Below are 12,362 nucleotides of genomic sequence, written 5' to 3' on the forward strand. Positions count from 1 at the left end.
AGATCGGACGATCACCTCATGCCCGCGTCCCTTGAGCGCATTTCCTCCGAGACACCGATGGGCGCCCATTTGCTTGCCAACGGTGCCACGTTTCGAGTCTGGGCGCCGCATGCGCGCGCCGTCTATGTGGTTGGAGATTTCAACAACGGCGTGAGAAGCGATGCCGGTCTGCTGAACCGCGACGAGCATGGACATTGGCGGGGTTTTATTCCCGGTGTACGGGACCGGCAAGCGTATATGTATTACATCGTCGGTCAAGGCAGCGAAGGACTGAAGCGCGATCCCTTCGCTCGAGAGCTCGAAACCCCGTTTCCGGCGCGGTGCATAGTCCGGGCTACCAATTTCCCCTGGCATGACGCAGGCTATGTGCCGCGCCCTTTTCACGAGTGGGTCATCTATCAGCTCCACGTCGGGACGTTCTTTACTCCGAACCTGCCGCAAAGGGGAGGAACCTTCCTGGATGTTGCTCGCAAAATTCCCTATCTCGCCGGCTTGGGCATCACGGCGTTGCAGCTCCTTCCGATTCAGGAATTCCAGACCGCATTCAGCCTTGGATACAACGGGACGGATTATTTTTCGCCCGAGATGGATTTTGGCGTGTTGGATGCCGATCTTCCGGCATATCTCTCCGCGATAAACGGATTGCTTGACGCGAACGGCCGGCGCCGCTATGAGGCAGGGGATCTTCGAGGTGAGATGAACCAGCTCAAGGCGCTTGTGGATCTCGCCCATGTATACGGTTTGGCGGTCATGCTTGACGTGGTGTACAACCATGCGGGAGGTGGGTTCGACGAGGGAAGTCTGTACTTCCTCGATCGCCAGGATCCGTCTGGGGGACGGCAAAACTCTCTCTATTTTATGGACAGGGGGCATGCAGGGGGGCTTGTATTCGATTACGCCAAGCCCGAGGTTCGGGATTTCTTGATACAGAATGCGAAATTCTTTCTTGACGAATATCGGGTAGACGGATTTCGTTATGATCAGGTGAGCGTCATCGATCACGACGGCGCTCCGCATGGTTGGCGGTTTTGCCAGGATCTGACATCTACACTGCACGCCCATCGTCCTGCCGCGTTGCATCATGCCGAGTATTGGAACGTAAACCCGTACGTGGTGAGATCTCCGCCGGAAGGCGGCGGCTTTGACACGACTTTGACCGACGGTCTGCGTCTCGCGATCCGGGACGTCATCGGCAACGCCAGTGCGCCCGACGAACGTGCCCTGAACATGACGAGTCTTGGCGCGAGTCTCTGGCCCTCCGGATTCGATCAGCAGTGGCGCTTCGTGCAGGGACCGGAGAATCACGACCTCGTCTATGACGGGCGAGAGATGCGCATCGCCCGGATTGGAGATCCGGGAAATCCGCGTTCATGGTACGCGCGCAGCCGCGCACGGGTTGCGACCGGGCTGAGTCTGACGGCGCCCGGTGTCCCCATGCTGTTCATGGGACAGGAGTTTCTGGAGGATAAGCAATGGTCGGATGATTTCGAGTCGCATCGTAACTTGCTGTTGTACTGGGGCGGGCTCGATGCCGGAGATAAGCAGATGCTCGATCATGTCCGGTTCGTCCGTGAACTATTGGCGCTGCGGCGATCGCTTCCCGGCCTGACCGGTAATGGGTTTCGGATCGTGCATGCACACGACAACAATCGCGTCCTCGTATTTCATCGGTGGGTGGATGGACGTGGGGATGATGTCATGGTGACCGTGCATTTGGGGCCGTTTCACCGATACGGGTATCGAATCGGGTTTCCCGGGTCCGGTGCGTGGCGAGAGGTGTTCAACAGCGACGTGTACGAGAACTGGGTCAATTCGGATGTGGCCGGCAATGGCGGACAGGTCGTGGCCGGTCAAGATCCGTTGCACGGATTCGTGGCTTCAGCGGCCGTTGTCCTGCCGGCCAATAGCCTTCTCATATTCGCGCGATAGGGCAGGACTTCAGGGTCAAAGCCGGTTACGAGAAGGAATGCTATGTCTGTTCCTCTGGATGTCATCGTCCACGGGTTCGGCGTAAAAACGTGCCGGGAGGGGACGAGACCGGAGGCGATCTATTTGGTTCGTTCGTGATGCGGCTTCGAGGATTTTTTGTGCTCCGGTAGACGGATGATATATTTGCCTTCGCCCTCAAAAGTCACCAGCACATCTCCTCGCCTGCTCAGCCGATCGATTTCGAAAAACACCTGGTTCCAGCTGAGTTCAGGAAGGTTCTGTGCCAGGGTGTCGAGGTCGCACTTGTGAGCGTGTCTTACGGCACCGAGGATGCGGTCGGTCACTGGTGCGTACGCAGTCATGATTGGACCTCCTTTCGATATCCGGACGTGTTTTCGCGCAAACCGTACACGTATTCCTCTGATCCGATGGACGGATGAGACCGATCTCTGTTCCTACGGCACGACGGTGAGCAGCAGCGCGTCGCTCCCTCGAATGAGAGTGGGAATCAGCACGAAGATGAGAGCGAGCAACACGATCAGCGTCGTGACGTGGACGAGATGCCGGGGATTCACCGATTCCATGGGTTCTCTCGAGTGCGTGCCGCCACCCGGGCGATTGATATTTCTTGGGACGTTAGTCTGGCGTAGAAGTGATGGAGAGTGCGGAGAACTCCGCGCAACAGGACGGACAAGCGTGCGGAGATATCCGCAACCACTGTCACTGAACGTCAGAGCATTATGCTAAGCCGATGGAGAATGGTCGTCAACCCTCAACTTCCTGGCCTCAGATGCCTGTTAGCGGGAATCCGAAACCCCGGATGATCATAGAACCTTCCATGTGTGCATGAATACGAACGCGGGACCATTCATCTCTGACGCTCAAGACCGGCAGACTCAATGATCCGTCGGATACGAAACAGATTCCTGGCAGCGGTATGTCTCGTGCTGCTGACGGCCTGCGAAGGCAGAGAGTCTGTTCCACAGTGTGGTCCGGGAAGTGCGGAGAATCAGCAAGGTGTCCAATCGTTCAGCGCACTGATCCTCAGGAAGCGCGATCACACTTCCGCCTACCTCGCGCGAGCGAAATGTCTGTATTTCATCGGGTCGTACGAACCGGCTCTTCAAGACCTGAACGAAGTCATCCGGCGTAGGCCCAGACAAGCCGAAGCATATCTGTATAGGGCCAAAATCGAAAAGATGCTCAAGCGGACCTTGCAGGCTCTTGAGGACTACAGTACGTCGATCCGGCTAGAGCCGACGGCCGAAGCCTACTACGACCGTGGTGTCTTATACCTCAAAGAATTCACGAACAAGGACGGCGAAGCGCTGGAGGACTTCAACGGCGCCGTCGGTCTCGATCCAAAGCACATTCCGGCGTACAAAGCGCGGGCTGAGATCCTCAGAAAATACGGCCAGTATCTCAGTGCTCTGCAGGATGCTGAAACGATATTACGCCTCGATCCTTCCTCTCCCCGTGCGTATTGTGGCGTCGGCATCGCGCACTACGCTCTCGGTCAAGAGTCTGAGGGCAAAAAGTTTTTGAATATGTGTTTCGAGAAGGATCCTAGCCCACGGATACGGGACCATTACGAAAACGAAGCCCGCAAGGCTCAACATGCCAGGCAGCCGCGGAGAGGGGGAGGAGGCATTATGTCCGAAGATCAGGAGGTGCCGACACAAGATTTGCAGACAGGACCTCAAGGACATACCGAATAAGGGTGCCCCTCTGACGAGCGGATGATCGTCTGATAGAAGGACGCAGGTCCTCGCTCGAGGCATTGGGTTATTTCAGCGTAGCGCACGCGCCTCAAACCTCGCGAGTTGTTTGCCCTCGGCATCGAACAGTTCCAAATGTTCCCCGATCACGGTCCACGCTGCAGTCCGTCCGAGCGCCTCGATGAAGTGCTCTTCCTGCTCCATTCCAGCCCGGCAGGCCATTTTAGTCCCCGCAACCTGGCTGAACGAAACCAAGCGCCTGTCGAGGCGATACTCACCCATGAGCCTGTTGCACCCCCCTGATCCGGCTAGGCGGTGCTGTTCCTGGTGGAGAACCATGGCCGGTTCCCTTTGCTGCTCGGGCACGATCACCGGCATGCCTGCGAGCCTGGTGAGTTTCCAGTAGGTATTCTCGAGAGTGGATGTCGCCAGCCGTGCACCACAGGTCTCTCCCGGCCACAGGCCAAGAAATCGGTCGACAATCAGCATTGGATGGGGTGTGGCTCCATCCGCCCCGGACTTCGTTACGACGCGGCCCTCTACGGTGGCGAGAAGTTCATCGTTCGGTTGTTTCCTGAATTTGACGTAGGTCTGTTCCAGAGACGCATTGTCCGCCTGTTGCATGACCGGCCAGCGCCGTCCCGTCAGGCATTCGGAGAATGATCCGGCATCTGCCACATATCGGTACATACCGCGCAGCGCCAGGTGTGACTCGGGAGACTCAACGTCGTTTGCTCGCGTGAGCGTATAGTTGAGACCTGTCGCGATGTCATGCCCGTCGATACCGAGCTTGCGAAGGTTGTTTGGATCAATGATGCGGAACTGATCCGGTGAAACGGATTCATCGTACAAAACGAGCCGTTGGCCATCCGGTGAAACAATCCAGCTGCCGATACTGTCGAAGCGGCTGTTTCGCTCCAGGTAGGTCAGGCTCAGGAAGAACGCATGGTCGGGATGTAAGGTCAGTTGGTAACGAATGCCTGGACAGTCTGCACAGGGAAAGTCTCCCGAAAAGGTCGCGGGAAGTCGTCCCAAGACGGGCGTACGTTCTTGAGGGTTCGATGCAGGGACTGCAGTCGTTCGCGGACCTGTACAACCGAGGACCGACAACAATATGAACGTCATGATCCACACACGATGTCCTACCATTGCAGTCTTTCTCCGTTTGAAATCCTGATGACAGATGTCCACTATTCGCGTGAATGTGAGCACGAGTCTACTCTATGTTGGGGGCCGTTGATCACAAGCTACGGCCCCGTCAACGACCGTCTCACGATCTTGTCTGCGAGCCCGCCAGCTTGGGGGAGTCGGCGACCCGTTTCTCCAAGTCCAGAACGGGACGGATGACGATGCTGCCTATCCGGGCCGATGGAAATTTCGAGGCAACACGGATGGCTTCGTTGAAATCTCTGGTCTCAATGAGAAAAAACCCGCCGAACTGTTCCTTCGTCTCGGCAAAGGGACCGTCCGTCGTCAGCGTCTTCCCGTTGCGGACTCGCACAGCCGTTGCGGCTTCGGTTGGGTCAAGTGCCTCAGAGGAGATAAGCGTGCCTTCTGTGCGAAGCGATTCACAGTACATCATCGTCTCTTTGATGATCGCGTCCTCCTCATGCTTAGGCAGTTCCTCAAACGTCTTCTGGTCGTGACAACACATGAGAAAGTATTTCATCGCTTGTGCCTCCTAAACGTTGTAAACAAGTTGTTCGCTCACATAATGGTCATACTTGTCGGCTATACTTTGTTCGTGCGTGTACGGAGCCACCTTTCCGGCTAGCGTGCACGATTTGCCCGTCCCTGCAATTCCTCAAATTTGGACGCGACCTTCTGGACGTCCTCCGGAAAATCGCTCAATTCCTGCACCTGCCGGATTTCAATGATCTCATTGTCAGAGGCGGGGCAGTGCGACGCCCATTGGATCGCTTCGTCCTTCGATTTCACTTGAATCATCCAATAGCCTCCGAGAATCTCTTTCGTTTCGACATAGGGGCCGTCGGTCACGCTCGACTTCCCGTCTTTGAAAGAAACTCGCGCGCCCATCGACAGCGGGTGTAGACCGTCGAGCGAAAGCAACGCCGGCCTTCTGAAGATCTACATTATATTTCATCATCGCAGCCACACGATCGGCCGGGGGCACGGCTCCCGGTTCAGCCTTTTCATATCCCTTGGGGATCATCAACATCATGAAACGCATCTATCAGTCTCCTTTCAATGACCATACGGAAAACATTACAAAATCCGACGCTTCATCAACTTCCACCCTGTAGTCGTAGGAACCCGGCGGATTCGACATGGGAGCATGTAGCGCTAAGCACCTATCTATCTTCAGTAAAGTCAAGCCGTCCGGTCAGCCGCTCATGAGGTGCGCCTCCGATCTCAGGCATTGTAGACGTGGTTCAGTGGGCTGATGATCGGCCGCATAAGGAGTTGACAGCGGCAGAAGCGAGTCGTAGCCTGTCGCCAAGCCGTCACTTCACTTCCACCGGCTGAAGTGTATGATGTTCGTACCGTCGATGCTCGCGGCTAGATCTTCTGACACGAGAGACCTTTTCAATCCTAAAACGGTCCTCATCGGTATTCTGCTCTGCGGGTTCTCTTACATTGTGACCGGGGACCCTGTACAGGCGGAAGGGGAGTTTTCACCGTCTGCGATCAAAAAGGGTGTGCTGCTGGTCGCGAGTCCTTCGCTGAAAGATCCCAATTTCCACGAGGCCGTGGTGCTGATCGTGGAGCATGGCCCTGGAGGGACACTCGGACTTATCGTGAATCGCTCTCTCAAGGTGTTCTTATCCGAGGCGTTGCCGGATATGACCATTCTGAGAGGAACCAGCTATCGGCTGTTTGCGGGGGGGCCCGTCAACATGGCGAGCCTGCTCCTACTGTTTCGATTGAAGGAGCCCTCAGCCGAGGCGCGACTGGTGTTCGATGGCGTCTATGTCGGCACGGCGAATGTCCTGGAACGTTTCGTAAAACAGCCACTGCCGGACGACGCCTTCCGGGCGTTTGCCGGATATGCGGGCTGGGCTCCGCAGCAGTTGAAGGCGGAGATGCTCCAAGGATCCTGGGCGATTCTTCCCCCTGACGCTCGCGCGGTCTTCGATCACGACCCGGCTACACTCTGGCAGGACTGCATCAGGAAGCTTCAGACCCCACGGACTATTTCCAACTGATCGAGCGATACAGTCGAAGCAACGACGCTCTTTTCAGTCCATAGACCAGCGATGTCTGCTTGTGTTGTGCCCGGGGGTAGGCCCATGATGTTTCCACGCGATACACGAAGCCGCTTCATTCGTCGCTCTTGATATCTGTCCATAGGCCCATGTGAGAACCCGCAACCAGTCTGTCAAATCCGGGAAAAACCGGAATTCGGAGAAACCGCTCGGAAATATGCCAGCTTGCGATGAGAGTCAATCGTCATTGACTCCCAAGTAATTTGGCAAAAGGCGGTATAAACAGGAACTTTATCGAATCGATTTGTCAGAACTGCACTGGGGGGTCATTCATACATCGATAAGGTGATAAATCGCCGCTTAGCAGGCCATGATTCCCCTAGTGCAGCACGTCACTAATGCAGACCTTTTCGGGTCAATCCAAGTGCAGCCAGTCATTTGGGTGACCCGTGAAAATCGATAGTCAAAAGGTGTTTGGCGCACTACTTGTCTGAGATTGGCACCATGCGTCACCCCCGGGTGTCACATCCGGCACAATCGCCATGGCTTGACCGGAAACTAATAGTACTTGTATAGTTTCCATAGTATGCAGCGCGCATCCCGAAAATCCGCCCATCAGACAGTCGATGTTGCCGGTAGCAAGCCGTTTATCCAGCGCATCGTCACTGCGGCGCGGCAGCACTTCCTGTCGAACGGTTTCCGAAGCGTAACAATGGACGACCTCGCTCATGAACTCGGCATGAGCAAGAAGACACTGTACGCGTCATTTCCAAGCAAGACTGCCCTGCTTGACGCGGTACTTGCAGACAAGTTCCGTGCCGTCGAAGCGGACCTCGAAGAGATTACCTCCACATGTGCTTCAGATGTGCTTGGTGCCCTCCACCGCCTTCTTGCCTGCATGCAACGGCACACCGAGGAACTTCGCCCGCCCTTCGTCCGTGATATGCGGAAAGAGGGGCCCGTGCGGTTCAAGGAGATCGAACGGCGCCGTCGTGATCTGATCGAACGGCATTTTGGCAAATTGCTCGGCGAAGGACGAAAGGCGGGCATTATCCGGAAAGATCTTTCCGTCCCCCTGATCATGGAAATTCTATTGGGGGCGGTTCAAGCGATCATGAACCCGGTCAAAATTGAAGAACTCGGTCTCACACCGAAAACGGGATTTTCGACCATCATCACGGTGATTCTCGAAGGTATCGTGACCGAACCCGTCAGGGCGAAACTCTAATGGGATTGAAGGCTGGAGAGAGCCTCGATATGTCTGCCCTTCTCAGTCGGGGCATCGCGATAGCGCTGTGCCTGGTGCTCGGCTGTGCTGCAGAGGATCCGAATCGTGTACAAGGCTATGTGGAGGGAGAATTCATGTATATCGCTTCGCCGTTCGCCGGGGCGCTGGAATCTCTTCACGTACAGCGAGGCGCACAGGTGAAGGCGGGCGATCCGCTCTTTCGTCTCGACAGCGCCGCAGAAAAGGCCGCAAGAGACGAAGCAGAGCGGCGTCTTGTGCAAGCTCATGCCAATCTGGCGGACGTGAAAAAGGGTATGCGCCCATCCGAAATCGAGTCCCTGGCGGCGCAACTCCAGCAGGCGCGTTCCGCGCTGAAACTATCTGACCGAGAGTTTGCGCGGCACAAAGAACTCATGCGTATTCCTGGTGCAACAGCGGAGTTGGATTTCGACCGCGCGCGTTCCGCGCGGGACCAGAATCGTCAGCGGGTGGCTCAATTGGAGGCTGACCTGAAGACGGCTCAACTCGGTTCCCGTATCGACCAAGTGTCTGCCGCCGAAGCCGAAGTCCGGGCACGTGAATCCGCGTTGGCGAAGGCCGAGTGGGATTATTCACAAAAGCACCAGAGTGCGCCCAAGGCGGCGCTCGTGTTCGATACGCTGTATCGCGAAGGCGAATGGGTCGCCGCGGGGAGGCCGGTGGTTGCGCTATTGCCTCCTCAGAACATCAAAGTTCGGGCGTTCGTGCCGGAGACTCGTGTAGGGACGATTCATCCCGGCGACCCGGTTCGGGTAAGCGTGGACGGCGTGCGAGAACCATTCATCGGTACGGTCAGCTATATTTCGCCGAAGGCGGAGTACACTCCTCCGGTCATTTATAGCCAGGAGAGCCGGAGCAAGCTGGTCTTCATGATCGAAGCGGTGTTCGAACCGCAAGTCGCATCGAATTTGAACCCGGGTCAGCCCGTCGACGTCCGCTTGGGATCATGATCTATGCCCAATACTTCAAGCCGGCCGGATCTCGCCATCGACGTACGCGGGATGACCAAGCGGTTCGGAGAACGCACCGTGGTCGACCATATCGACTTGCGAGTAGGAACCGGAGAAATTTACGGCTTTCTCGGCCCCAACGGCAGTGGAAAGACAACGTTCATCCGGATGCTCTGTGGGCTGTTGCGAGCCGATGCGGGCAGCGGGACATGTCTTGGCTACGATGTGATCACCGAAAGCGAAGCGATCAAAAGCGAAGTGGGGTACATGACTCAACGCTTCAGCTTTTACGAGGATCTGAGCATTGCGGAAAACCTGGACTTCGTGGCGCGCATGTTCTCGGTGAAGAATCGGCGCGAAGCGGTCCAACGCAGCCTCGAACGGCTTGGACTCGTCGAACGACAGCACCAACTCGCCGGAGAACTGTCGGGAGGATGGAAGCAACGGCTCGCATTGGCCGCCTGCCTGATCCATCAGCCGAAACTGCTGCTGTTGGATGAACCGACCGCGGGAGTCGATCCCAAAGCACGCCGCGAGTTTTGGGAGCAAATCCACGATCTGGCCGCCGAAGGCCTCACGTTTCTCATCACGACCCATTACATGGATGAGGCCGAACGCTGCCACCGGCTCGCCTATATTGCCGCGGGTCAGCTACTGACCGCCGGGACCGTCTCCGAAGTCATTGCGCATGCCGGTCTGACTACATGGTCGGTCACGGGCAATGAGCTGCACCGCCTTACGGTGCAGCTTCGTGACCGTCCCGGTGTCAGTCAGGCGGTGGCGTTTGGAAGCATGCTGCATGTCAGCGGTGACGATGACGCGGCGCTGGAAGCCGCCATTGCGCCATTCCGGACGGATGAATACGAGTGGCGACGGATCAGCTCCGGGCTCGAAGACGTGTTCATTCATCTCATGGAATCGGCGCCGGAACGGGTATCCCGATGACCGGAGAGCAAATCAAAACGTCCGTGCATCCCGTGAAGAAGGCGATCAGGTTTTCTTCCGCTCGGTTATGGGCGATGGTCGTCAAAGAGTTCGTCCAGATGCGACGGGATCGTCTCACGTTCGGGATGATGATTGGGATACCGCTGCTTCAGCTCGTTCTCTTCGGGTATGCGATCAATTCCGATCCGAAGCATTTGCCGACCGCAGTGTTGCTGGCCGATAACGGTCCGCAGGGGCGCACGGTCCTCCATGCGATTCGAAACAGCGACTATTTCGAGTTCGTCAGACAAGTGACGACCGAATTGGAAGCTCGTGATGCGCTCGCCCGTGGAGAAGTCCAGTTCGTCGTCAATATTCCGGAACGGTTCACGCACGATTTGCTCCGCGGAGCCAGGCCGGTTCTGCTCGTGGAGGCTGATGCCACGGATCCGGCTGCCACCAGCAACGCCATCGGCTCGATGCGTCAGCTCGTGAATCAGGCGCTTCAACGCGACCTTGCAGGTCCGTTGGCCTTTCTGTCCGGCTCAGACGGGCCGATCGATCTCCGTGTGCATGCCCAGTACAATCCCGAGGCGATTACCTATTACAATATCGTGCCCGGTCTGATGGGCGTCGTGCTTACGATGACCATGGTCATGATTACCGGATTGGCCATCACCCGTGAACGGGAGCGCGGCACGATGGAAAACCTGTTGTCCATGCCGACGCGCTCCCTTGAGGTGATGATTGGAAAGATCATTCCCTACATCCTGGTCGGATATGTTCAGGTCGGATTGATTCTGACGGCCGCCTATTTTCTATTTCACGTCCCCATGCTCGGCAACCTCGGGTTACTTCTCGTTGTCGCGCTGATCTTCATTGCCGCCAATCTGGCGATGGGCATCACGTTTTCGACCGTGGCGGAAAACCAGTTGCAAGCCATGCAGATGTCCTTCTTTTTCTTCCTGCCGTCATTGTTGCTGTCCGGGTTCATGTTTCCATTTCGCGGCATGCCGCAATGGGCGCAGGCACTGGGTGAAGTCCTCCCATTGACGCATTTCCTCCGAATTGTGCGCGGGATCCTTCTCAAGGGAAACGGATTTCAGGACGTGGTCTTGCAGTTGTGGCAGATCGCGTTATTCGCCGCCGTGGCGTTGGTTATAGGGGTCATGCGGTACCGGCGGACGCTGGATTGAAGGACAAGGCCCGTCTCGCCTCGAGTGCCGCAAGCCTACCTCCCGAACCGATCCTTCCGACCTCACCGGGCGAAACCTTCCGGAATTCCCCGGCAGCCATGTCTTGTGCCGTGGTACGTTGGGTCAGTTCCGGCTGTCCTTTCCCGTTCAGCCTAAAGGGTGTCTCGGTCATTCAGACAAGGAGCCTAAGAGCGGGGTTTTGTCGTCGGAACGTTAACGGCTTCGTTTTTAGAGAGGAACGCTACATTGCGCGCGATACGGAGGTTGCCTATGCGTGCATTCTTGGTCGCTCCGCTTGTGTTTCTTCTTCCCGGTTGTATCTGGATCAGCACGGAATTTCCGCCGATCAATCCAGAGGTGAAGAAATTGCGCGAGGTATCCGACTGTGTGCCGATTATTTTCGGCTTCGGATTCGGAACGGCCTCTTATGAAGAGGCCATGAAAAAACCCTCTGCGGCCATCGGTCATCAGCCGGGAACCAATAGCCTAAAGCTGACGAAGGTTCGTGGCTACGGCACGGGAGACTATCAGTTTCTGATGTTTGGCGCGAAGTGCGTTGAGGTGACAGGGGAGTCGGATGGGAGCGGAGCGGATCCGATACCGCTTATGCCACCTCGGTTCTAAAAACGGACTCCAGAACGAACCTCACGTTCGGCAAAAAAGTAAGCTGGCCCACTGCCCGGATTCGCATCCGGTTGCCGTTCGGTGTTTGCTGTGTTAAGGCATGCATAATCAGGCTAAGGTGATCAATAGTGCCGCATGTATGGTGATCACCAAGTCAGAGCTGTCTGCCGTTGGCGGCCGTAACGGGAGATCATAACCATGACGCCATTACACCCGAGTCTCTCAGCGTTCGTGCTGGCCGGCCTGATTCTCGCGGCCTGCGATCGGCAGGGGCCTCCGCCGAAGCCGATCGGATCGGCCACGAACAAGCACGTGGAGGAAGCGCCTGCTGCACCGTCGCGGCGGGATGTCGAAACGCTGATTGAGAAGATGAACACTCCGATGGATGATGCTCGGCAAGCGGAAAACATGCTCAAAGAGTCAGCGGATCGAACCAAGCGTCAAGCGGAGCATGCCAATCCATAGCGGCTTTCCCAATGACGCTGATCTTGTCGGCCCGGGCATGCCCTTCGTCTGATCGACGCCCCGGATTCCATCCGTCGTGCCACCCCTTGGAATTATACGGTTCATGGCGCTAGCATACGGGC

13 protein-coding genes and 1 pseudogene are annotated in these 12,362 nt (G+C 56.7%); 9 read left to right on the forward strand and 5 right to left on the reverse strand.

The genetic code is table 11. From position 1 onward, the window contains the following. Positions 1–18 precede the first annotated feature (18 nt). Positions 19–1,929 carry an alpha amylase C-terminal domain-containing protein gene (locus tag W02_RS00365; RefSeq protein ID WP_173043694.1) on the forward strand — a complete coding sequence of 637 codons (1,911 nt, stop codon included), beginning with the start codon at positions 19–21 and terminating at the stop codon, positions 1,927–1,929. A 119-nt stretch (positions 1,930–2,048) separates the two neighbouring features. Here the strand turns inward: W02_RS00365 and W02_RS00370 are convergent, their stop codons facing one another. Continuing rightward, positions 2,049–2,291 carry a hypothetical protein gene (locus tag W02_RS00370; protein WP_173043696.1) on the reverse strand — a complete coding sequence of 81 codons (243 nt, stop codon included), beginning with the start codon at positions 2,289–2,291 and terminating at the stop codon, positions 2,049–2,051. A gap of 93 nt (positions 2,292–2,384) precedes the next feature. Then, positions 2,385–2,513 carry a hypothetical protein gene (locus W02_RS21705; RefSeq protein ID WP_255458547.1) on the reverse strand — a complete coding sequence of 43 codons (129 nt, stop codon included), beginning with the start codon at positions 2,511–2,513 and terminating at the stop codon, positions 2,385–2,387. A gap of 315 nt (positions 2,514–2,828) precedes the next feature. Here W02_RS21705 and W02_RS00375 point away from each other — a divergent pair, with 315 nt between their 5' ends. Further along, complete coding sequence (locus tag W02_RS00375; RefSeq protein WP_173043698.1) at positions 2,829–3,647, forward strand: tetratricopeptide repeat protein; 819 nt, start codon at positions 2,829–2,831, stop codon at positions 3,645–3,647. Positions 3,648–3,719: 72 nt separating this feature from the next. Here the strand turns inward: W02_RS00375 and W02_RS00380 are convergent, their stop codons facing one another. The 3 genes and pseudogenes from W02_RS00380 to W02_RS00390 form a co-directional block, all read right to left on the reverse strand. Further along, positions 3,720–4,796 carry an META domain-containing protein gene (locus W02_RS00380; protein WP_173043700.1) on the reverse strand — a complete coding sequence of 359 codons (1,077 nt, stop codon included), beginning with the start codon at positions 4,794–4,796 and terminating at the stop codon, positions 3,720–3,722. A 121-nt stretch (positions 4,797–4,917) separates the two neighbouring features. Next, a complete protein-coding gene (locus W02_RS00385; RefSeq protein WP_173043702.1) occupies positions 4,918–5,316 on the reverse strand; it encodes a YciI family protein in 399 nt (132 codons plus the stop codon). Positions 5,317–5,417: 101 nt separating this feature from the next. After that, positions 5,418–5,838, reverse strand: a pseudogene (locus W02_RS00390) (YciI family protein). A 301-nt stretch (positions 5,839–6,139) separates the two neighbouring features. Between W02_RS00390 and W02_RS00395 the strand changes: the two are divergent. The 7 genes from W02_RS00395 (at position 6,140) to W02_RS00425 (ending at position 12,240) form a co-directional block, all read left to right on the forward strand. Beyond that, complete coding sequence (locus tag W02_RS00395) at positions 6,140–6,814, forward strand: YqgE/AlgH family protein (protein WP_173043704.1); 675 nt, start codon at positions 6,140–6,142, stop codon at positions 6,812–6,814. Positions 6,815–7,400: 586 nt separating this feature from the next. Next, the gene (locus tag W02_RS00400; protein WP_173043706.1) at positions 7,401–8,042 is read left to right on the forward strand and encodes a TetR/AcrR family transcriptional regulator; all 642 of its coding nucleotides are present in this window, start codon (positions 7,401–7,403) and stop codon (positions 8,040–8,042) included. Positions 8,043–8,071: 29 nt separating this feature from the next. Then, positions 8,072–9,031 (forward strand): HlyD family secretion protein, encoded by a 960-nt coding sequence (locus tag W02_RS00405; RefSeq protein WP_173043708.1) that lies wholly within the window; start codon positions 8,072–8,074, stop codon positions 9,029–9,031. A 3-nt stretch (positions 9,032–9,034) separates the two neighbouring features. Then, the gene (locus W02_RS00410) at positions 9,035–9,976 is read left to right on the forward strand and encodes an ABC transporter ATP-binding protein (protein WP_173043710.1); all 942 of its coding nucleotides are present in this window, start codon (positions 9,035–9,037) and stop codon (positions 9,974–9,976) included. After that, positions 9,973–11,151, forward strand: a complete 1,179-nt coding sequence (locus W02_RS00415) for an ABC transporter permease (RefSeq protein WP_173043712.1) — start codon at positions 9,973–9,975, stop codon at positions 11,149–11,151. The genes W02_RS00410 and W02_RS00415 overlap by 4 nt, the downstream gene beginning before the upstream one ends. 270 nt (positions 11,152–11,421) lie before the next feature. Next, on the forward strand, positions 11,422–11,775 hold the full coding sequence (locus W02_RS00420) for a hypothetical protein (protein ID WP_173043714.1): 354 nt from the start codon (positions 11,422–11,424) through the stop codon (positions 11,773–11,775). Between the two features lie 198 nt (positions 11,776–11,973). Further along, positions 11,974–12,240 (forward strand): hypothetical protein, encoded by a 267-nt coding sequence (locus W02_RS00425; protein ID WP_173043716.1) that lies wholly within the window; start codon positions 11,974–11,976, stop codon positions 12,238–12,240. The last annotated feature ends 122 nt before the right edge of the window (positions 12,241–12,362 follow it).

This window comes from Nitrospira sp. KM1 (genome assembly GCF_011405515.1).
Lineage (GTDB): Bacteria > Nitrospirota > Nitrospiria > Nitrospirales > Nitrospiraceae > Nitrospira_C.

What these genes read in the sequence shown, in the direction of transcription:
- W02_RS00395 (WP_173043704.1), top strand. Translation starts at nt 6,140, where the DNA reads ATGATGTTCGTACCGTCGATGCTCGCGGCTAGATCTTCTGACACGAGA.
- W02_RS00425 (WP_173043716.1), top strand. Translation starts at nt 11,974, where the DNA reads ATGACGCCATTACACCCGAGTCTCTCAGCGTTCGTGCTGGCCGGCCTG.
- W02_RS00405 (WP_173043708.1), top strand. Translation starts at nt 8,072, where the DNA reads ATGTCTGCCCTTCTCAGTCGGGGCATCGCGATAGCGCTGTGCCTGGTG.
- W02_RS00410 (WP_173043710.1), top strand. Translation starts at nt 9,035, where the DNA reads ATGCCCAATACTTCAAGCCGGCCGGATCTCGCCATCGACGTACGCGGG.
- W02_RS00380 (WP_173043700.1), bottom strand. Translation starts at nt 4,796, where the DNA reads ATGGTAGGACATCGTGTGTGGATCATGACGTTCATATTGTTGTCGGTC.
- W02_RS00370 (WP_173043696.1), bottom strand. Translation starts at nt 2,291, where the DNA reads ATGACTGCGTACGCACCAGTGACCGACCGCATCCTCGGTGCCGTAAGA.
- W02_RS00365 (WP_173043694.1), top strand. Translation starts at nt 19, where the DNA reads ATGCCCGCGTCCCTTGAGCGCATTTCCTCCGAGACACCGATGGGCGCC.
- W02_RS21705 (WP_255458547.1), bottom strand. Translation starts at nt 2,513, where the DNA reads ATGGAATCGGTGAATCCCCGGCATCTCGTCCACGTCACGACGCTGATC.
- W02_RS00375 (WP_173043698.1), top strand. Translation starts at nt 2,829, where the DNA reads ATGATCCGTCGGATACGAAACAGATTCCTGGCAGCGGTATGTCTCGTG.
- W02_RS00420 (WP_173043714.1), top strand. Translation starts at nt 11,422, where the DNA reads ATGCGTGCATTCTTGGTCGCTCCGCTTGTGTTTCTTCTTCCCGGTTGT.
- W02_RS00415 (WP_173043712.1), top strand. Translation starts at nt 9,973, where the DNA reads ATGACCGGAGAGCAAATCAAAACGTCCGTGCATCCCGTGAAGAAGGCG.
- W02_RS00400 (WP_173043706.1), top strand. Translation starts at nt 7,401, where the DNA reads ATGCAGCGCGCATCCCGAAAATCCGCCCATCAGACAGTCGATGTTGCC.
- W02_RS00385 (WP_173043702.1), bottom strand. Translation starts at nt 5,316, where the DNA reads ATGAAATACTTTCTCATGTGTTGTCACGACCAGAAGACGTTTGAGGAA.